Genomic DNA, 18,783 nt, shown 5'->3' with positions numbered 1-18,783 from the left:
AAGCCTTAGACAAGCCCTATCGTCCCAGGTCAGAAGGCACTTTCGCTTTGCCGCTCATGATCCGGACACGCCCCCAAGTGAAACGCGCAGGCTAGTATTTCCGCTGCCAGCATGGCCGTGGCCCGGCGCGGCGTACGCCCCAGATTGACCCATCGTTCAACGGACTTGGGGTCGACTTCGACCTTGTCCGCAAAGGCGGCATAAGTCCAGCCGCCGGCCGCCATGGCAGCACGTAACCTCTCGTTCGGCATCCCAATCTCTCCTAGCGGCCGGGGACCGCACTAGGGACGTTCTACCCGACGCGGGACGTCCCGAAGTGGGGTTTGTCGGAGGTTCCGACGTCCTGATGAGCGGCAGGATGCTCGTCCGCATGGCGAGCAACCAGCAGACCGGGCCAGGCATCGGTGAACTGGCGAAGGACACTGCCAGTGGACGTATCGGCGTCGTCATGGGCGAGGTCGGCGCCCGGGTGCAGATAAGGCCCGTCGGCGGCGGTGTCGAGTGGGATGCCCTGCCGGACAACGTGGTGGCCCCGACCGCGCGGGAAGAACTGAGCGCCCGTCTGGCCATCAAGAACGGCAACAGTCGGGACGGGCTGTGATGCGCGCCATCGGCCGGTATGCCGGGGTCCTGCTCATCATCATGGTCAGCGGATCGTGTGGCCTGGTGATCGGCATGGCCCTCGGTATCAGCCAGTAGACCGGCCGCCCCGAACGGGGTGCCACCTTCCCTTGGCTCCCCCGTCCCCGTTCGGGGTCGGCCTTCCATCCCCCCGGTCGTCATAGGCCGTGTCTCGGCGACCGATGCGGGCGCAAGTGCCAGAGCACAGCGACACTCAAGGAGTATTCGCATGACGGCAACGGCCAATGACCAGAAGACCGGTCGCGCGGTGGCTGGTGAGGAACTGTTCGACAGCCTCACCCACTTCGTGATCGTCCACAACGGGCAGTCCCGCGAGCGGGCCGAGCGGATCGCGGACCAGGCAGTGGCCTTCGTGGTCACTGCCGCGACCGCGACCGTCCCCATGGTCCCGTCCGACGACGTGGACCTCGGTCTGCACGCGCTCATCCTGCACACGAAGGAGTACGCCGCGCTCTGCGACCGGTACGCGGGCCGCTTCCTCCACCACAACCCCAAGCCGGGTGGCGGGGCGCGTGACCCGGAGAAGGTGGCCGCGTCCGCGCACGCGATGAAGGCGGCCGGGTTCATGGTCTTCGACGACCTGTGGACCGTGGACGGCACGAACCTCGCGCAGTGCGACTCCGACTGCGGCCGGCCGTACGGTCAGGCGTAGCGACACGACAGCAGCGGCGCGGCCGGCCTCGGTGTGGGGTCGGCCGCGTCGCCCGGAAGGAGAACCGACGTTGTCCGGGACATCCCCTGAACTGCCGATCGTCGTGCTCAACGCGCTCATGCCCACGACTCAGCGCCTGGTCCTCAACCGCCGGGGCTCCATGGTCTGGGAAGTCGAGAGCCATCGGGGCCACTACGCCGTGAAGGTCGGCTATCCGATCGAGGCAACGGCCGAATGGCCTGCCCAGCCCTGGACGGCGCTCGCGCCCGCACGCGAAGGTGCGGTGTTGTACCGCCTGGGCCTACATGACTTCGCGTACGGCGAGTGGGACGGCGGTACCTGGAACTTCCAGCCGTGGCGGGAAGGACCGGACCTCTACCAGCTGTGGGAGCCCTGCCGTAAGCCGGGCTCGCGGATCGATCCGCACACGAGCGTCGCCCTGGGATGCGTGGAGGCGCTGGCCGAACTGCACGCCAAAGGATGGGCGCACGGTGACGTGCAGCCCGCGCACTTCATCATCGGACCCGAGCGGACGCACCTGATCGATCTGGCCTTGGCGCGCGGTGGTCGGGTGCCCGAGGGTTACGACTTCCCGTTCCGCGGCTGCCTCGTCCACTACGAAGCCCCGGAGATCGCGCGCCGTGTGCTCGACACCGGAGAGGCTGAGCCCACCCAGGAAGCCGACATCTACGCGCTCGGCGCTTCCCTGCTCATCTCCGCCACGGGCTGGCGGGCAGTCGAGTACCCCGACGACGCACCGCGCCCTGTGCAGCGAAGGGCCGTGGCAGACGGCAAGCGACGGCCCGTCAAGGTGCGGGGGGAGCTGGGCGAACTGATCGAGGCCATGCTCAGCCACGCTCCCGAAGACAGGCCAACGATCTACGAGGTCGGCAAGGCCCTGAGCTGAAGCCGAGGCATCGGCGGTCTGCGAAGGCGCGCCCCACTGCGACGAGTTGCAGATCGGTCGGCCATATCCCAGTTCTGACCGGAAAACTCAACGGTCAGGTGGGCATGGCGAAGTAGCCCCCGGTGGCGTGTGGTGCGAGCGTCGAGTGCTGTCAGGCGGCTGCCGGGGTGAGGGTGACGTCGTGGCCGAGGGCCTTGAGTTGGCGGACGAGGTCTCGGCTCTTGCGGCCCGGGTCGAGGTTGCGAGTGTGGAAGTCGGCGCCGAGGTCCCGGTAACGGGCGGTCGGGTCGCTCATGAGGTGCCAGACGGACACCAGGATGGAGCGGGCGACGGCGACCAGGGCTTTCATGTGGCCGCGGCGCTTGATGATCCTGCGGTAGCGGGCGCCGAGGAAGGTGTCGGTCCGTGCGGCGGAGATCGCTGCTTCGCCGAGAGCGCCGCGAAGCCAGGGGTTGCCCTTGCCGGTGGGGCCGGAGGTGTTCTTGTTTCCGGACTGGAGGGTGCGTGGGGAGAGTTTCGCCCAGGACACGAGATGGCCGGCGGTGGGGAAGACCGACATGAGCTACCGGCATCGGCGGGCAGGCGCCACAACCATGTTTTCACGCCCGCAAGGCGCACCCGAAGGGAACAGGAGGACTGACCTGAACGCAAACAGCGACGCCCCCACCTGACGGACGAGGTGGGGGCGTCGCTGCGTGTGTCCGGTGACTGCGGCGTCAGCCCTGGCTGTCAGCCGCCTCGGTCTCCCGTTCGCTCTTCTTCGCCGCTGCCGCCCGTCGCATGTGCCCCTCCTCGCCGAAGTACACCGACAGGCGTGAGGTGTCCAGCTTCTTCCCGCCCCGCCGCGCGGGTGCCACCTCCACGTAGCCGCCCGCGTTCAACAGCAAATCTCGCTTGCCAGCCACGTCCGAGCGCTTCCACTGCTCGGCGTGCGTCTCACCGGTCGGCTCCGCCTTCACGCCGCCCGGCTTCGCCGTTCGCTGCCTCTCCTTCAGGGTCGCCAGTCGCTCTTCCAGCTTGGCGTACTGCTCCGCGTACCGGATCGCTCCGTCGTCGCCTCTGAACAGGCCCCGGTCGTAGCGATCCTTTTGCAGGTCGGCCAACGCTTCCTCTGCCTGCCTGATCTGCGGGCGGAAGTCCTCGCCGACCTCCTGGACCATCCGCATCACGGAAAGGTGCCCGTACTTTGTGAGGAACTGCTCGGTGACGTACTCCTCGGTGGTCACCCCCGCCACGGTCGGCCCGTAGCACTTCACGCCCGGCTTCTCCTCCCCCTTGGCCGCTCGCTGGCGGTACTTCAGCGGGCCGACGCACCGGTACCGGAGCTGACCATTACGCCCGCTGAAGGTGTACATGCGCTCGCCGCAGACTCCGCAGTGCATGATGCCGCGCAGCAACGACGTCCCCTCCCGGCGCTTCTCACCAGGGTTGGTCCGGCGCTCCAACTCGTCCTGGAGCGCCTGCCAGGTGTCCGTGTCGAGGATCGGCGGCCGGTTGACCAGCGGCAGACCGTCCGTCCGCAGGATCGGCTTTCCGTCCTCGATGACCTGGCCGAGCAACTGGGGGTTGCCCAGCAAGCTCCGCAGCGTCGTCGTGTACCACTGCTTGGAGTCGCTGCGCTTGCCCGTGGTCTGGCGTGAGGTGTGTCCCGGCGACGGGACGCCCTCCTTGTTGAGGTCGTTGATGATCTGCATGAGCGAGTCCTTGGCCAGGACCCGCTCCACGATCCGCTTGATCGTCTTGGCCTCGTCCTCGTTGACCGCGAGGACCTTGCCCGCACCGTTGGGGTTGGGGACGACCAAGTACCCGTACGGGACCCGACCGCCGGTGTAGCGGCCCTCGCGGCGCAGGTGCTCATGCGCGCTGGACACCCGCATGCCGATGGTGTCGGACTCCAGCTCGGCGAAGACCGCGATCACCTTCGCCATAGCCCTGCCCATGGAGGACGTGAGGTCGAGGGGCTCCGTCGCCGACGCGAGCGCGACGCTCTGGTGCTCGGCGAGTCGCATGATCTCCGCGAAGTCGACCGTCGAGCGTGCGAGCCGGTCGATCTTGAAGAACACGATCACGTCCAGCTCGGCGAGCCGAGTGAGGATGCGTTGCAGTCCTGGCCGGTCGAGACCCCGGGAGAAGCCCGAGACATCGATGTCTTCCTCGACGACCATGACCTCCCACCCGCGTGCCTCACACAACGCCTCGCACGCCGCTCTCTGGCGCTCAGGAGAAGTCGTCTCGTCCGTTTCACGTGATAGGCGAACATAGATAGCGGCGCGCATCCCCGGCGCGCTGGCCGGTACGCCCTTCCGGCGCCGGGCACGGGGCATGGCCCGAGCAGTGGCAGGTGCAGTGTCTGTCACGCTGACGATCCTATCTGCGGAGGTATGCGTGTCCTGCCTAATCGTCCAGTCCGACAAGACGCTGCTGCTCGAGGTCGACCACGAGCAGGCCGACGCGTGCCGTCGGGCCATCGCGCCGTTCGCGGAGCTGGAGCGCGCGCCGGAGCACATCCACACCTACCGGGTGACGCCGCTCGGCCTGTGGAACGCGCGCGCGGCCGGGCACGACGCCGAGCAGGTCGTGGACGCGCTCGTGCAGTACAGCCGCTACCCGGTGCCGCACGCGCTGCTGGTGGACGTCGCCGAGACGATGGACCGCTACGGCCGGCTGACCCTCAGCAAGCACCCGACGCACGGACTGGTGCTGACCAGCACCGACCGGCCGGTGCTGGAGGAGGTGCTGCGCTCGAAGCGGATCGCGCCGCTGGTCGGGACGCGCATCGACCCGGACACCGTCGCCGTGCACCCCTCCGAGCGCGGGCAGATCAAGCAGGTGCTGCTCAAGCTGGGCTGGCCGGCCGAGGATCTCGCCGGTTACGTGGACGGCGAGGCGCACCCGATCGAGCTGAACGAGGACGGCTGGGCGCTCAGGGCGTACCAGAAGCAGGCCGTGGAGAACTTCTGGCACGGCGGCTCCGGGGTCGTCGTGCTGCCCTGCGGGGCCGGCAAGACGCTGGTCGGCGCGGGGTCGATGGCGCAGGCCAAGTCGACCACCCTGATCCTCGTCACGAACACCGTCTCCGCCCGGCAGTGGAAGCACGAGCTGGTGAAGCGCACCTCGCTGACCGAGGACGAGATCGGCGAGTACAGCGGGACGCGGAAGGAGATCCGGCCCGTCACCATCGCCACCTACCAGGTGCTGACGACGCGGCGGAAGGGCGTCTACCCGCATCTGGAGCTGTTCGACTCCCGCGACTGGGGCCTGATCGTCTATGACGAGGTGCACCTGCTGCCCGCGCCCGTGTTCAAGTTCACCGCCGACCTCCAGGCGCGGCGGCGACTGGGGCTGACCGCGACCCTGGTGCGCGAGGACGGCCGCGAGTCGGACGTGTTCTCGCTGATCGGCCCCAAGCGGTTCGACGCTCCGTGGAAGGAGATCGAGGCGCAGGGCTACATCGCGCCCGCCGACTGCGTGGAGGTCCGGGTCAACCTCACGGACTCCGAGCGGCTCGCGTACGCCACGGCCGAGACGGAGGAGAAGTACCGCTTCTGCGCAACCACCGCGACCAAGCGGAAGGTGACCGAGGCGCTGGTGCGGCGGTTCGCCGGGCAGCAGATCCTGGTCATCGGGCAGTACATCGACCAGCTCGACGAGCTGGGTGAGCACCTGGACGCGCCCGTCATCAAGGGCGAGACGTCCAACGCGCAGCGGGAGAAGCTGTTCGACGCCTTCCGGGAGGGCGAGGTCAGCGTGCTGGTGGTGTCCAAGGTCGCGAACTTCTCCATCGACCTGCCGGAGGCGACGGTCGCGATCCAGGTGTCGGGGACCTTCGGGTCGCGGCAGGAGGAGGCACAGCGGCTGGGACGGGTGCTGCGGCCCAAGGCCGACGGCCACCAGGCCCACTTCTACTCCGTGGTCGCCCGCGACACGATCGACCAGGACTTCGCCGCCCACCGGCAGCGCTTCCTGGCCGAGCAGGGCTACGCCTACCGGATCGTGGACGCGGACGAGATCCTCGCGGAGAGCTGAGCGGTCCGGCCGCTCGGAGCTTCGGAGCGGTCCGGCCGCCTCGTCGGAGTCCGGGAGCGGTCCGTCCGGCCGCCTCGTCGGAGTCCGGGAGCGCTCCGTCCGGCCGCTCAGGGCCGGGCAGTCCGGTGGCTCAGGGCCGGGCGGTCCGGTGGCTCAGGGCCGGGCGGTCCGGTGGCTCAGGGCCGGGCGGTCCGGTGGCTCACGGCGCGGGGAGCGTGAACACCAGCAGCAGGACGAACAGCGGCGGGAGCACGGTGACGACGGCGGCGACCACGCGGGCGGCCGACCAGCGGCGCTTCCAGGGCAGGGCCCACGCGGCGATGCAGGCGAGGACGGCCAGCGGGCCGCCGTAGGTGAGGATGCCGTAGACCACGTCGAGCTGCGTGATGAGTGCCGAGCAGTCGTCGTGGCCGCAGCCGTCGGTCGCCATGGCGGACATGCCGCCGATGAGCAGCGCGGCCGGGCCGAGGAACACGAACAGGACCGTCGCGACGAGCGGCGCCACCCAGGCCCGGCGGTCCCGCGCGTCCGCGTCCGGTCTGGGGAGGGGTTGTGCCGGGTTGTGCTGTGTTGTCATGCGCGCAGTAAAGCAGGCCCGTGGGCGGCGGAGCGCCGGTGCCCCTGCTCGTCCCGCGGGTGGGCTCGTACTCAGTTCGGCACGGGGGTCACTTACGGAGGACGCCCGGGTCCTCGCCGTACTCGCCGAGGACGGCGACGCTGAAGGCGGCGCCGACGAAGACCTTTATCGCGTGCAGGACTTCGGCGATGCGGTGGAGGTGTGGGTGGTGGCTGTGCGAAGGGGCCGGGTGGACGGTTGCTGCACTCATGTATCCATGGTGGCGTTCCGGACATAAGGTCCGCATCGGTCCGCGGGGCGAGCCGCCGGCGGCGCCGCGTAGTACCCCGGTCTGACCCGCTCCTTCACCGGTGCTGCCGCGTCCCCTAGGGGACCAGGGGGTCAGGGGGTCAGGGGACCACGGCGTCAGGGGACCACCGGGCCGGCGGCCGGGGTGCCGGAAAATCGGTTGGCGACCGCCCGCGTGCCTGGCCTAGAATCTCCGCTCTTGCCCGCCTCCCGAACACGGAGCGCCGCCGTCCGGACGGAAACCGGCCGGTATCCCGCAGCCAGTCACGCCCGCACGCCCGTCATGCCGAGTCATACCGGTCGTGCCGGTCACGCATGTCACGCATGTCACGCATGTCAGCCGCAGGCCTTCGGAGGCACCCCCTTGTCCACGCCCGTCGACGATCCCCTCTCCCGTGAGCGCTCCCACCTCGCCGCCTCCCGGGCCGCCCTGCGGGCCATGCGCGAGGACGTCGAATCGCTCGACATCAGCGACGTCACCGCGAACTGGGTCAACGCCGAGGTGCTGGCCCGCCAGATCGACGAACGCATCAAGGCGCTGGCCGACCTCAGCGACACCCCGCTGTTCTTCGGCCGCCTCGACTACCTGCACGCCCCCGGCGCCGATCAGGCCGAGGGCGCCGAAGGGGAGAGGTTCTACATCGGGCGGCGGCACGTGCACGACGCCGACGGGGACCCGATGGTGATCGACTGGCGCGCGCCGGTCTCGCAGCCGTTCTACCGGGCGTCGAAGAAGGACCCGTTGGACGTCGCGCTGCGCCGCCGCTTCGGCTACACCGGCGGCGACCTCACGGCGTACGAGGACGAGCACCTGTCCGACCCGTCCGAGGCGGCCCGCACCAGCAAGCTGCTCCAGCAGGAGATCGAGCGCCCGCGCGTCGGCCCGATGCGCGACATCGTGGCGACGATCCAGCCCGAGCAGGACGAGATCGTCCGCAGCGGGCTGGGCGGGACCGTGTGCGTGCAGGGAGGTCCGGGCACCGGGAAGACGGCCGTCGGCCTGCACCGGGTCGCCTACCTGCTGTACGCGCACCGCGAGCGGCTGGCCCGCACGGGCACCCTGGTCATCGGGCCGAACCGGTCCTTCCTGCACTACATCGAGCAGGTCCTGCCCGCGCTGGGCGAGCTGACGGTCCGGCAGGCCACGGTCGACGACCTGGTCGCGCGCGACGTGGAGGTGCGCGGCACGGACGACGCGGCGGCGGCGGTCGTGAAGGGCGACGCGCGGATGGCCCAGGTGCTGCGGCGGGCCGTGTACGCGCACGTGACCATGCCGGCCGAGCCGGTCGTCGTCGTGCGCGGCTCGCGCCGCTGGCGGGTGCCGGCGTACGAACTGGAGGGCATCGTCCGCGAGTTGCTGGAGCGCGATATCCGCTACGGCGCCGCCCGTGAGGCCCTGCCGCAGCGTGTCGCGCACGCGGTGCTGGTGCAGATGGAGCGCTCCGGGGAGGCCCCGGACGACCGGGTGCAGGACGCGGTGGCCCGCAACAGCGCGGTGAAGGCGGCCGTGAAGGCGGTCTGGCCGCCGGTGGACCCGGCGAAACTCGTGCTGCGCCTGCTCACGGACGCGGACTTCCTCGCGGAGCACGCCGAGGGCCTGCTGAGCGAGGACGAGCAGAAGACGATCCTGTGGGCGAAGCCGGTGCGGTCGGTGAAGTCGGCCAGGTGGTCGCCGGCGGACGCGGTGCTGATCGACGAGGCGCGGGACATCGTGGAGCGCACGCCCTCCCTCGGCCACGTCGTCCTGGACGAGGCGCAGGACCTGTCCCCCATGCAGTACCGGGCGGTCGGGCGGCGCTGCAGCACCGGTTCGGCGACCGTCCTCGGCGACCTCGCCCAGGGCACCACGCCGTGGGCGACGCGGAGCTGGGACGAGGCGCTGGCCCACCTCGGCAAGGCGGACGGCGTGATCGAGGAGCTGACGGCCGGTTTCCGCGTCCCGACGGACGTGATCACGTACGCCTCCCGGCTGCTGCCGCACATCGCGCCCGGCCTGACGCCGGTCGCGTCGGTCCGCGAGAACCCGGGCTTCTTCGACGTCCGCCGGGTCACGGACACCGCCGAAGTGGTCGCCGCGTGCGAGGAGTCGCTGCGCAACGAGGGCTCGACCGGCCTGATCGCCGCCGACGCCCGCGTCCCGGCGCTGGCCGAGGCGCTGGCGGCGGCGGGCATCGCCCACCTGGCCCCCGGCGAGGAGACGACGGCCGAGACCCGCCTGACCCTGGTCCCGGCCTCGCTCGCCAAGGGCCTGGAGTACGACTACGTCGTCCTCGACGAGCCGCAGGCCGTGGTCGACGGCGAACCGGACGAACGCACGGGTCTGCGCCGCCTGTACGTGGCCCTGACCCGAGCCGTCTCCGGCCTGACCGTCACCCACACGGCCCCACTCCCACCCCAGCTGACGTGACCGGCGAGGATCTGGTCCTCACCACCGCGGCGCGGGCCGAGCAGGAGCAGACGGTGGTGTCGGCGGCCACCCGGATGCCGGCAGCGGTGGCTCGCCGGGAGCCCGGCAGCGCGGAGCTGCTTCTCGACATGCTGCCGGACGCCTTCCCGTGGGTCCGTTTCCTGCCCGAGCCCGATCTCCACGCATTCGCCGTCGAACTGGTCGACACCATGCGCGCCGCGGACTCGATCGGCAACAGCGCCTCCGTCGCCCTGATGCTCATCGCCTGGCAGCACACCGCCGAGGTCTACTCCGACCCCGAACTGCTGGCCGCGCTGACCAGGGACCACGGTGGGGACAACGGCCCGGTACCGGACCCGCGGGACGTCGCATGAGCGCGGGCCGCGGTGACCGCGCCGCGCCCTCGGCACCGGACGGCCACTGGGAAGTCCGCTTCGCCGATGCCGCCTCGGCCAAGGGCTGGGAGAGCCTCGCCCAGCAGGCCCCTGAGAACACCTGCCGGGCCTGGATCACCATGCGCACGAACCCCAGGCCGGCCACCGAGACGCCCCGGCACCACCGTCTCGAGGGCGGCCCGGCACATGGCACCCACCGCGGGCAGGCCTGCGAGCAGTGGCAGATCGAGGTGACCGGCGGCGGCCGCGTCCGGTACCTCCTCGACACTGCCCGGGAGGCCTGCTGGGTCACCTTCGCAGGTACGGGGCACCCGCGAGCCACAGACCGGCGCTGATGCCGGGGGCCGGAACAGGACAGCGAGGGGGCGGCTTCCGCCGGCTCAGGCGTCGTCCAGGGCCGTCCGCCAGTCGGCCACGGCCGCCGTCGACACCTGAGCCTGCCAGCCTCCCGGGCGCGCGGCGCTGCCGATGTGGAAGGCGTCGATCCCGGCGGAGCGCAGGCGCGGCACGTGGTCCAGGCGGAGTCCGCCGCCGACGAGGATCCGCTGCTCGTACCCGGGCTCCCCGCCCCGCTCCGCCTCGGCGAGCAGTGTGGGGAGGCCGTCGTCGACGCCCGCCGCCGACCCGGCCGTCAGGTAGGCGTCCAGCCCGGGCAGGCCGTCCAGCTGTTTGCGCAGGGTGTCGCGGTCGGCGGCGCGGTCGATCGCCCGGTGGAAGGTCCACGCGCAGCCGTCCAGCCCGGCGACGACGCGTTCGACGGCCGCCAGGTCGGCCTCCCCGGCGGCGTCGAGGAAGCCGAGGACGAACTCGTCGGCCCCGGCGTCCCGCAGCCGCCCGGCGGTCTCCACGAGCCGTTCGACGTCCCCGGCGGCGAAGCCGTCGCAGAGCCGCAGCATCACGCGTACCGGGATGTCGACGGCGGCGCGGACGGCGGCGACGGTCGTGGTCGACGGGGTGAGCCCGTCCGCCGCCATGTCGGTGACCAGTTCGAGACGGTCCGCGCCTCCGGCCTGGGCGGCGACGGCGTCCTCGGCGTCGAGGGCGATCACCTCCAGGACTGCACGCTTGCTCATGGGACCCCATTCGTCGGCATTCATCGGGCGGCTACAGGTCTAGTCCAATCACCCATTGAAGACTACGCCCCGCCCCCGTCGCCACACCGCCGCCCCTCAGCCGCCGCCCCTCAGCCGCTGCCGTTCACCCGAAGATGTTCACCCGAAGATGTTCAGCTCCCCCTCCCCGGCCCCGGCCAGCTCGTACGACGCCCCGGCCGCCGAACGCCCCGCGTACAGCCGTACGAGGGTGGGGGCGTCGCCGATGAAGCGGGCGGGCGGGCGCTCCCCGCTCACGTCGCCCAGCCGCAACGGCTCGTCCAGGTCGTCGAGGTCGGCGTGCAGCGGGGGCCGCCCCTCCTTCCGGGTGACGTAGGCCAGCAGCGCCAGCGCGTCCGGCAAGGGCCGCCCGCCGTACGCCCCCGGCTCCCCCAGCGCCTCGCGCACGTCCCCGCCGTGCACCCTCCCCCACTGCCTCAAAGGCGTGGGGGGACCCCCACCCCCAGCGCGATCTTGTCGAGCAGCCCGCCGGACGCGGCGATCACCGGCCCGGCCTCGGTCATCCCGCGCTCCAGCTCGTCGACCACCTGCTGGTGCGTCCAGCCGGCCCGCTCGGCGATGTCGCGGTCGTTGGCGGCGGGCGAGAACACGTCCTTCTCGTACCGGCTCTCCACCACCCGCATCAGCGCGGAGGAACAGTGCGCCAGCACGTCCCGCACGCTCCAGCCCGGACACGCGACGGCCGGACGCGCGAAGTCCGCGTCCGGCCGGGCCCGCAGCAGCGGGATCAGCGCGTCACGCTCGGCGGCCAGCAGCCGCCCGGGCAGCTCGGGGTCTCGTACGTCGGAAACATCCGCAGGAGTCGTCATGGAGGTCACGCTAACCCCGGCACCGTGACATGTCCCGGACCGGAAACCCCGTCCCGCAGGCAAAGCGGACCCCTGCTGGGCGCGGTACGCGTGGAGCACCACCGCCACTCCCGTGAACGGCCGGGACTCCCCCCATCGAGTGCACCGGCCCCCGCGGCGGCGGGAGCGGGCGAGGGTGCGCGCCGGGGCAGAATGGCCGCATGGCCGATCTCGACGTCCTGCGTGCCCGTTTCGTCCGTGCCCTGGAGGGGGTCCGGTGCGGGGCCGGCGGTCCCGACCCGTCGCCGTACGCCGCCAACCTCCTCGCCCGCTGGCAGGAACCGCAGCGCCACTACCACACGCTGGCCCACCTCACCGCGGTCCTCGACCACGTCGACACGCTGGAGGAGTACGCCGCCGACGCGGACGTCGTCCGCCTGGCCGCCTGGTTCCACGACGCCGTCTACCTGCCCGACCGCTCCGAGAACGAGGAGCGTTCCGCCCGGCTCGCCGAACGCGCCCTGCCCGAGGCCGGGGTGGCGGCGGACCGGACCGCCGAGGTGGCCCGGCTGGTGCGGCTCACCGTCACGCACGCCCCGGCGCCCGGCGACGCGAACGGCGCGGTGCTGTGCGACGCCGACCTGGCGGTCCTCGCCGCCCCGCCCTCCGCGTACGCCGCGTACACCGCCGCCGTCCGCGAGGAGTACCACTTCGTGCCGAACGACGCCTTCCGCGCGGGCCGTTCCGACATCCTGCGCCAACTCCTCTCCCTGCCACGCCTGTTCCACACCCCGCACGGGGAGCGGGAGTGGGAGGCGACGGCGCGCTACAACCTCACCGCCGAGCTGGAGATGCTGTCGCTCTGACTCCCGGGCGCTCTGGCTCCCCGGCTCACCCGGCGGGTGCCACCTCGACGGACAGGTCGTTGTCGACCGTGTAGTAGGGACGTACCACGACGTCCCCGACCGTTGCCGCGGGATAGACGAAGATCTCCTTGCGGTCGGCCAGGTCGTCCAGCAGGCGGCCGATCCGGACGGCGGGGACCTCCGAGACCTCCGATACCTCCGGGCGGGACGAGAGCTGGACCGCGAGGTCCCAGACATGGCTGCCGGTGCCGTTGCCGGCGGCCAACTCGCCGTAGTCCACGGTGAAGGAGAAGCCCCGGTCGTCGCTCCCGGCCCGGGGTTCCACGGTCCGCAGGACGCCGTCCCCGCCCCGCCGGCGCAGTCGTACGGTGGCGGTCCCCGGCAGCGGGCCGGTGCCGTGCAGCCGGGCCCGGACCGTCATCGAGCTGTCCGTGACCTCGATGCGCTCCACCTCCGCATGGGCGGCGCGCAGCCAGGTCCGTACGGCGAGAAAGCCGTCCTTGGTGGCGTACGGAATCCGCACGGCCACCGGCGCCGGCACCTCGCGGAGCGGGCCGCCGACCAGGGCCCGCAGGTCACGCAGGCCGGGGCGCACCCGCTGCGGCGACGCCCCCCGGACCGGGGACGAGATACACGTCCCACCGTCCCTCGGCGAGGGCGGGTCGCGGCTCGAGGACGGCGCGCCTGCGGACGTCGCCGTCCGCCGGTTCCGGATCGAGGAGCCGCAGGGTCACCTCGGGCTGCCCCTTCTCGGGCTGCCCTTTCTTCGGGCGCAGCCGCAGCAGCAGGTACGGCGCCGGGGAGCCGGCGGCCGTGTCCGGCTGGAGCCGGAAGGTGATACGGCCGTCCGCGTCGACCGTGCAGTCCGCGCGCGGCTGCGGACCGGGCGCCGTTCCGGCGTCCTCCGGGTGCTCCGTCATCGCCGTTCCCTCCGTCATCGCCGTCCCCTCCGTACCGTGCCCAGCGCGCTGCTGCCCAGTACGCGGGCGGCGTCCTGGGCGGCGTAGCCGCGGCCGGTCAGGGCGCGGCGTATGCCGGCCCGGTCCCGTGCGGCCGGCCTCCGCCCGCTTTCCCTGGCCGACAGCGCCTCCTCGATCAGGTCCTCGGCCTGCCGCACGACGGCGGCCGGCGCGAACCGCCGCGCGTTCTCCATGGCCGTACGCCCCATGCGGCGGCGTAACGCGTCGTCGCGGACGAGTCCCAGCAGCGCGGCGCCCAGCGCGTCGCGGTCCCCGACCGGAACCAGCCGGCCGTCGGCGCCGTCCGAGATGATCTCGCCGGGACCGTGCGGGCAGTCGGTGCTCACCATCGGCAGTCCGCACCGCATCGCCTCGACGATGGTCATGCCGAACGCCTGGAAGTCGGACGCGGCCGCACCGATCGAGCCCTTGACCCACTCCGCCTCCAGGGGGGCCGCGGCGCCCATCAGGAAGACGTTGTCGTACAGGCCGAGGCGCTCGATGAGCCGCCGCAGCCGGCCGCGTTCCTCGCCGGTACCGTAGATGCGCAGCCGCCAGTCGGGGCGTTCGGCGGCGACCAGGGCGAACGCCTCGATGAGCAGGTCGTAACGCTTGCCCGCGACCAGGCGGCCGGCCGCGACCACCACCTTGGCGGTGCCGTCGGAGGCCGGCAGCGCCGGATCGGGGACGCTGTTGGGCAGGGCCTGCACCCGGACCCCGGGCAGCCACATCTTGCGCCGGTAGGCGGCCGCGTCCGCCTCCGTGACCGTGGTGAGCACGTCGAGCCCGCGGTAGGCCCGGCGCAGCGCGGTGCGCAGCCGGGGCGAGTGGCGGTCGAGGGCGAGGTGCTCCTGCCCGACCCGGACGACCCGTCGCGGGGCCTGCAGCGCGAGATGGACGTTGAGCCCCGGCCGGGTGCCGATGACGGCGTCGGCGTCGACGGACTCGAGGTACCGGCCGATCCGCTCGTCGGTCAGCTCGCTGTACTGCCGGTGGCGGTGCTCGGCGGCGGGGAACACCCGCGCCGGTCTGAGATGCAGCGGATGTTCCTTCTCGTGCCGCAGATCCACCAGCGCCCGCAGGGACACCTTCGGGTCCAGGACGAGCTGCGGCTGCTCCCGGTGCCGCAGCACCGAGACGATCTCCACCTCGTGCCGTTCGGACAGCGCCCGGGCCAGGTTGAACGTCGTGGTGTTCGTGCCTCCGATCCCGTAGGCGTTGTGAATGAGGAAGGAAATCTTCATGGCGGACTAGATACCGGCAACTCGCTTGCCGGTTGCCGGTGTTATCGCTCCGTTGCACCGGCGGGAGGGCCGGTGGGCAATACGCGTGCGCGCCGGACGCGTCCGCAATAGCGTGCCCCCATGGGAGACATGGGCGCAGAACGGGTGGAGCAGGCCGTGGCCGGCGCGGTGGCGCTGCTGCGGGCGGCCGCGGACCGCGACTGGGACGGGGTGCGGGCGGGCACGCTGGAATGGAGCTGCCGCCGCACCGCGGAGCACATCGCGGGTGATCTCCTGGCCTACGCGGGGCAGTTGGCGGGGCGCGCGCAGGAGGCGTACGTCCCCTTCGAGATCGTGCTCGACGAGGGCACCGACAACGCGGGCGCCCTGGACGTGATCGAGACGGCCGGCGCCCTGTTCACCGCCGCGATCCGCACCACTCCGCGCGAGGTGCGCGCCTTCCATCCGTACCCGTTCCGCAGCGCGAACCGCGAGGGCTTCGCGGCGATGGGCGTCGCCGAGGTGCTGCTGCACACGCACGACATCGCGCTGGGCCTGGGCCTGTCGTACGAACCCGCCTCCGGGCTGCCGGAGTTCGTCCTCACCCGGATCTTCCCGCAGGTGCGTCCCGGCCCCGACGCCTGGCGCACCCTGCTGTGGGCCACCGGCCGCGGCGAACTGCCCGGCCGCGCCCCGGTCACCGAGTGGCGCTGGCAGAACGACCTGGTCCTGCCCGCCGGCCGGCTCGTCCTCCAGGGCGTCACCCCGGCGGCCGCCGCCGACCTGGCCGCGGGCGGCGACGGCGGCTTCCGGTGGCTCGCGGGCGGCCTGTACGAGGGCACCCGGGACGCGGCCGGGATGATGCTCAAGGCGTACGAGACGGGCGTCCACCGGCCGGAGTTCGGCATGTTCGTCCTGGTGCGCCGGGAGGACGGCCACGCGATCGGCGGCATGGGCTTCCACGGCGTCCCGGACGAGGAGGGCCGCGCGGAGATCGGCTACGACCTGGTCGAGGCCGCCCGCGGCAACGGCTACGCCACCGAGGCCCTGCGCGCCCTCGCCTCCTGGGCGCTGGCCCGCGACGACGTGCGCGCGCTGCTCGCGGTCGTCGAGCCGGACAACCTGCCCTCCCAGGCGGTCGTCACCCGCGCGGGTTTCCGCAGGGTGAGCGAGGACGGCGAGGACACGGGCCGGCTCGCCTACGAGCTCGCCTCCGCGCCGGGTAGCTGAGCCGCCCGCCGCTTCCGTCGCCGCAGGCCCGCCGCCGTGAGGAGGCGTACCACCTCGCGGCTGCTGACCTGGACCGCGCCGGCGGCCACCGCGTCCGCGTAGCGGTGCGACGGGACGTCGTAGTGGTCGCGTTCGAAGGCGCGGCGGGGCAGGGCCAGGCCGTCGGCGAAGGCGCGCAGTTCCTCGTAGGAGACGTCGCTGATCAGGTGGGACCACATGCGTCCGTGTCCGGGCCAGGCGGGCGGATCGATGTAGACGGTCACCTGGGCGGCGTCCCGCCCGTGACCGGTCCGAGGGAGCCCACGGCCGCCACGCGTACGCCCGCCTTGTGGCACACCCAGTGCGGGTCGGCGCCGAGTTCCGGCTCGATGTCGAGGGCGTGCGGGTCGCCGGCGCCGCAGACCGGGCACAGCGGCCAGCGGCCGTGGCGTTCCAGCAGGGCGTCCTGCACGTCCTGGGCGACCAGCCCGGCGACGAACTCCGCGCCGTCCGGCCACTGCTCGACCCACCAGCGCCGCTGGACGACGGAGTCCTCGACGAGGGACACCACGTCGGCCTCGGCGACCCCGTCCGCGACCAGGTCGGCGAGCACCAGGGCGCGTGCCGCGTGCAACGCCTGTTCCAGAGGGCTGATGGTGGGGTCCATGTCTCCCATTGTGCGCACCCTTGACCACGACACCGAGCCGAAAATATCTTTCAGGGTGTGACCCAGGACGCGAAGGAAATTTTCGCGACAGCCGCTCCGGGCGGAGCGACGGCACCCCCGGCGCACCCCGCGCGCCCGGCGCAACCGGCGCCCGCCGCGTACCCCGCGCCACCCGCCCCCGCCGCCCTCGCGGCCAAGGTGCGCACGCTCGCGCCGTCCATGACCCGCTCCATGCAGCGCGTCGCCGAGGCCGTGGCGAGCGACCCGGCCGGCTGCGCGGCCCTCACGGTCACCGGACTCGCGGAGCTGACCGGCACCAGCGAGGCGACGGTCGTGCGCACGGCCCGGCTGCTCGGCTACCCCGGCTACCGGGACCTGCGCCTCGCGCTCGCCGGGCTGGCCGCCCAGCAGCAGTCCGGCCGCGCCCCCGCCATCACCACCGACATCGCGGTCGACGACCCGATCGCCGACGTCGTGGCCAAGCTCGCCTACGACGAGCAGCAGACCCTCGCCGACACCGCGGCCGGCCTCGACACCGTGCAGCTGGGGGCCGCGGTCAGCGCGGCGGCGGCCGCGCGCCGCATCGACGTGTACGGCGTCGGCGCGTCCGGGCTGGTAGCCCAGGACCTGGTGCAGAAGCTGCTGCGGATAGGGCTGATGGCCCACGCGCACAGCGACCCGCACCTCGCCGTCACCAACGCCGTGCAGCTGCGCGGCGGCGACGTCGCCATCGCCATCACGCACTCCGGGTCGACCGGGGACGTCATCGAGCCGCTGCGGGTCGCCTTCGAGCGCGGGGCGACGACCGTGGCGATCACCGGGCGCCCCGACGGTCCCGTCGCCCAGTACGCCGACCACGTGCTGACCACGTCCACCGCCCGGGAGAGCGAACTACGCCCGGCGGCCATGTCGTCCCGGACCAGTCAGCTCCTGGTGGTGGACTGCCTGTTCGTGGGGGTGGCGCAGCGGACGTACGAGGCGGCGGCGCCGGCGCTGTCGGCGTCGTACGAGGCGCTGGCCCACCGGCACCGGCGGTAGCCGCCGCGCGTCCTCCTCACCGAGCAGCCGAGCACGCCGAGCAGCCGAGCACGCCGTACCCCCCACGAAAGAGCCGCCCGCCATGACCTCCACGTCCGACCCCCGTGCCCTCCGCGCCGAGCTGGAGAACCTGACCACCGAGGCGTTCCGCCCCGACCTCGCCGAGATCGACCGGCTCCCCACCCTCGACATCGCGCGGCTCATGAACGCCGAGGACGCCACCGTCCCGGCCGCCGTGGCCGAGCGGCTGCCGCAGATCGCCGCCGCCATCGACGCCGTCGCCGAGCGCATGGCGCGCGGCGGCCGCCTGGTGTACGCCGGTGCGGGGACCGCCGGGCGGCTCGGTGTGCTGGACGCCTCCGAGTGCCCGCCGACCTTCGACACCGCCCCGGGACAGGTCGTCGGCCTGATCGCGGGCGGCCCGCAGGCCATGGTCACCTCCGTCGAGGGCGCGGAGGACTCCGCGCGGCTCGCCCGGGGCGACCTGGACGGCCTCGCGCTGACCCCCGCCGACACCGTCGTCGGCGTCTCCGCCTCCGGCCGCACCCCGTACGCCGTCGCCGCCGTGCGGCACGCCCGCCGGCTGGGCGCGCTGACCGTCGGCCTGGCCTGCAACCCCGGCAGCCCGCTCGCGGCCGCCGCCGAGCACGGCATCGAGATCGTCGTCGGCCCCGAACTGCTCACCGGCTCCACCCGCCTGAAGGCGGGCACCGCGCAGAAGCTCGTCCTGAACATGCTCTCGACGATCACGATGATCCGGCTGGGCAAGACGTACGGGAACCTGATGGTCGACGTGCGCGCCTCGAACGAGAAGCTGCGCGCCCGTTCCCGGCGGATCGTCGCCCTCGCCACCGGGGCGGGCGACGCGGAGATCGAGCGGGCGCTGACGGCGACCGGCGGCGAGGTGAAGAACGCGATCCTCGCTCTCCTGGCCGGCGTCGACGGCCCCACGGCCGCCCGCCTCCTGGAGGAGTCCGGCGGCCACCTGCGCGCCGCGCTGGCATCGGCGGACGGCTGACCGGCCCGG

At 72.4% G+C, this 18,783-nt stretch carries 21 protein-coding genes and 2 pseudogenes; 11 read left to right on the top strand and 12 right to left on the bottom strand.

What is annotated here, in order from left to right; translation table 11 throughout:
- Positions 1 to 77: 77 nt before the first annotated feature.
- Positions 78 to 251 (bottom strand): annotated as a pseudogene (locus tag ACH4ZX_RS38430) (helix-turn-helix domain-containing protein); the annotation flags it as partial.
- Positions 252 to 370: 119 nt separating this feature from the next.
- On the opposite strand from ACH4ZX_RS38430, the gene ACH4ZX_RS38425 reads away from it, so the two are divergent.
- From ACH4ZX_RS38425 to ACH4ZX_RS38415, 3 genes are all read left to right on the top strand, one after another.
- Positions 371 to 601 carry a hypothetical protein gene (locus ACH4ZX_RS38425; protein WP_398283257.1) on the top strand — a complete coding sequence of 77 codons (231 nt, stop codon included), beginning with the start codon at positions 371 to 373 and terminating at the stop codon, positions 599 to 601.
- A gap of 249 nt (positions 602 to 850) precedes the next feature.
- Positions 851 to 1,294, top strand: coding sequence for a glycine-rich domain-containing protein (locus ACH4ZX_RS38420; protein ID WP_398283255.1), 444 nt, complete (start codon positions 851 to 853; stop codon positions 1,292 to 1,294).
- A gap of 70 nt (positions 1,295 to 1,364) precedes the next feature.
- Entirely contained in the window at positions 1,365 to 2,201 is an 837-nt protein-coding gene (locus tag ACH4ZX_RS38415) for a protein kinase (protein ID WP_398283253.1), read from the top strand.
- A 151-nt stretch (positions 2,202 to 2,352) separates the two neighbouring features.
- Here the strand turns inward: ACH4ZX_RS38415 and ACH4ZX_RS38410 are convergent, their stop codons facing one another.
- The gene (locus ACH4ZX_RS38410; protein ID WP_398283251.1) at positions 2,353 to 2,760 is read right to left on the bottom strand and encodes a transposase; all 408 of its coding nucleotides are present in this window, start codon (positions 2,758 to 2,760) and stop codon (positions 2,353 to 2,355) included.
- A 157-nt stretch (positions 2,761 to 2,917) separates the two neighbouring features.
- Positions 2,918 to 4,477: a recombinase family protein gene (locus tag ACH4ZX_RS38405; protein ID WP_398283249.1), complete on the bottom strand. Its 1,560-nt coding sequence runs from the start codon at positions 4,475 to 4,477 to the stop codon at positions 2,918 to 2,920.
- Between the two features lie 109 nt (positions 4,478 to 4,586).
- Between ACH4ZX_RS38405 and ACH4ZX_RS38400 the strand changes: the two genes are divergently transcribed.
- Positions 4,587 to 6,227, top strand: coding sequence for a DNA repair helicase XPB (locus ACH4ZX_RS38400; protein ID WP_398283247.1), 1,641 nt, complete (start codon positions 4,587 to 4,589; stop codon positions 6,225 to 6,227).
- Between the two features lie 199 nt (positions 6,228 to 6,426).
- Here ACH4ZX_RS38400 and ACH4ZX_RS38395 read toward each other — a convergent pair whose 3' ends face one another.
- Together ACH4ZX_RS38395 and ACH4ZX_RS38390 are read right to left on the bottom strand one after the other, a co-directional pair.
- The gene (locus ACH4ZX_RS38395; protein WP_398283245.1) at positions 6,427 to 6,804 is read right to left on the bottom strand and encodes a hypothetical protein; all 378 of its coding nucleotides are present in this window, start codon (positions 6,802 to 6,804) and stop codon (positions 6,427 to 6,429) included.
- 88 nt (positions 6,805 to 6,892) lie between these two features.
- A complete protein-coding gene (locus tag ACH4ZX_RS38390) occupies positions 6,893 to 7,054 on the bottom strand; it encodes a hypothetical protein (RefSeq protein ID WP_398283243.1) in 162 nt (53 codons plus the stop codon).
- A 402-nt stretch (positions 7,055 to 7,456) separates the two neighbouring features.
- Between ACH4ZX_RS38390 and ACH4ZX_RS38385 the strand changes: the two genes are divergently transcribed.
- From ACH4ZX_RS38385 to ACH4ZX_RS38375, 3 genes are read left to right on the top strand one after another with little or no spacing between them, the layout of a single operon-like run.
- Entirely contained in the window at positions 7,457 to 9,499 is a 2,043-nt protein-coding gene (locus ACH4ZX_RS38385) for a HelD family protein (RefSeq protein ID WP_398283241.1), read from the top strand.
- Positions 9,496 to 9,873: a hypothetical protein gene (locus ACH4ZX_RS38380; RefSeq protein ID WP_398283239.1), complete on the top strand. Its 378-nt coding sequence runs from the start codon at positions 9,496 to 9,498 to the stop codon at positions 9,871 to 9,873. The genes ACH4ZX_RS38385 and ACH4ZX_RS38380 overlap by 4 nt, the downstream gene beginning before the upstream one ends.
- On the top strand, positions 9,870 to 10,229 hold the full coding sequence (locus ACH4ZX_RS38375) for a hypothetical protein (RefSeq protein ID WP_398283237.1): 360 nt from the start codon (positions 9,870 to 9,872) through the stop codon (positions 10,227 to 10,229). The genes ACH4ZX_RS38380 and ACH4ZX_RS38375 overlap by 4 nt, the downstream gene beginning before the upstream one ends.
- Before the next feature lie 45 nt (positions 10,230 to 10,274).
- Here the strand turns inward: ACH4ZX_RS38375 and ACH4ZX_RS38370 are convergent, their stop codons facing one another.
- Both ACH4ZX_RS38370 and ACH4ZX_RS38365 read right to left on the bottom strand, forming a co-directional pair.
- The gene (locus ACH4ZX_RS38370; RefSeq protein WP_398283235.1) at positions 10,275 to 10,967 is read right to left on the bottom strand and encodes a copper homeostasis protein CutC; all 693 of its coding nucleotides are present in this window, start codon (positions 10,965 to 10,967) and stop codon (positions 10,275 to 10,277) included.
- 138 nt (positions 10,968 to 11,105) lie between these two features.
- Positions 11,106 to 11,815: pseudogene (locus tag ACH4ZX_RS38365) on the bottom strand (maleylpyruvate isomerase family mycothiol-dependent enzyme).
- Positions 11,816 to 12,015: 200 nt separating this feature from the next.
- On the opposite strand from ACH4ZX_RS38365, the gene ACH4ZX_RS38360 reads away from it, so the two are divergent.
- A complete protein-coding gene (locus ACH4ZX_RS38360) occupies positions 12,016 to 12,660 on the top strand; it encodes a hypothetical protein (protein WP_398283233.1) in 645 nt (214 codons plus the stop codon).
- Between the two features lie 25 nt (positions 12,661 to 12,685).
- Here the strand turns inward: ACH4ZX_RS38360 and ACH4ZX_RS38355 are convergent, their stop codons facing one another.
- Genes ACH4ZX_RS38355 through ACH4ZX_RS38345 form a run of 3 tightly spaced genes read right to left on the bottom strand, consistent with a single transcriptional unit; the run spans position 12,686 to position 14,863 of the window.
- Entirely contained in the window at positions 12,686 to 13,189 is a 504-nt protein-coding gene (locus ACH4ZX_RS38355) for a hypothetical protein (protein WP_398283232.1), read from the bottom strand.
- Between the two features lie 46 nt (positions 13,190 to 13,235).
- Positions 13,236 to 13,598 (bottom strand): hypothetical protein, encoded by a 363-nt coding sequence (locus tag ACH4ZX_RS38350; protein WP_398283230.1) that lies wholly within the window; start codon positions 13,596 to 13,598, stop codon positions 13,236 to 13,238.
- Positions 13,595 to 14,863 carry a glycosyltransferase family 4 protein gene (locus ACH4ZX_RS38345; RefSeq protein ID WP_398283228.1) on the bottom strand — a complete coding sequence of 423 codons (1,269 nt, stop codon included), beginning with the start codon at positions 14,861 to 14,863 and terminating at the stop codon, positions 13,595 to 13,597. The genes ACH4ZX_RS38350 and ACH4ZX_RS38345 overlap by 4 nt, the downstream gene beginning before the upstream one ends.
- Positions 14,864 to 14,983: 120 nt before the next feature.
- Between ACH4ZX_RS38345 and ACH4ZX_RS38340 the strand changes: the two genes are divergently transcribed.
- Positions 14,984 to 16,072 carry a GNAT family N-acetyltransferase gene (locus ACH4ZX_RS38340; RefSeq protein WP_398283226.1) on the top strand — a complete coding sequence of 363 codons (1,089 nt, stop codon included), beginning with the start codon at positions 14,984 to 14,986 and terminating at the stop codon, positions 16,070 to 16,072.
- On the opposite strand, the gene ACH4ZX_RS38335 is transcribed toward ACH4ZX_RS38340, so the two are convergent.
- Positions 16,042 to 16,335, bottom strand: coding sequence for a DUF4031 domain-containing protein (locus tag ACH4ZX_RS38335; RefSeq protein ID WP_398283224.1), 294 nt, complete (start codon positions 16,333 to 16,335; stop codon positions 16,042 to 16,044). The two genes, ACH4ZX_RS38340 and ACH4ZX_RS38335, sit on opposite strands and share 31 nt — an antisense overlap.
- Positions 16,332 to 16,718, bottom strand: a complete 387-nt coding sequence (locus ACH4ZX_RS38330) for a hypothetical protein (protein ID WP_398283222.1) — start codon at positions 16,716 to 16,718, stop codon at positions 16,332 to 16,334. The genes ACH4ZX_RS38335 and ACH4ZX_RS38330 overlap by 4 nt, the downstream gene beginning before the upstream one ends.
- A gap of 57 nt (positions 16,719 to 16,775) precedes the next feature.
- Between ACH4ZX_RS38330 and ACH4ZX_RS38325 the strand changes: the two genes are divergently transcribed.
- Positions 16,776 to 17,756 carry a MurR/RpiR family transcriptional regulator gene (locus ACH4ZX_RS38325; protein WP_398283220.1) on the top strand — a complete coding sequence of 327 codons (981 nt, stop codon included), beginning with the start codon at positions 16,776 to 16,778 and terminating at the stop codon, positions 17,754 to 17,756.
- A gap of 82 nt (positions 17,757 to 17,838) precedes the next feature.
- Positions 17,839 to 18,774 (top strand): N-acetylmuramic acid 6-phosphate etherase, encoded by a 936-nt coding sequence (gene murQ, locus ACH4ZX_RS38320; protein WP_398283218.1) that lies wholly within the window; start codon positions 17,839 to 17,841, stop codon positions 18,772 to 18,774.
- Positions 18,775 to 18,783: the final 9 nt, after the last annotated feature.

The sequence above is a fragment of the Streptomyces sp. NPDC020490 genome (assembly GCF_044335305.1).
In the GTDB taxonomy this organism is placed as follows: domain Bacteria; phylum Actinomycetota; class Actinomycetes; order Streptomycetales; family Streptomycetaceae; genus Streptomyces.
Note: the sequence above shows the minus strand (reverse complement) of the source record. Positions and strands in the feature narration are given on the sequence as shown.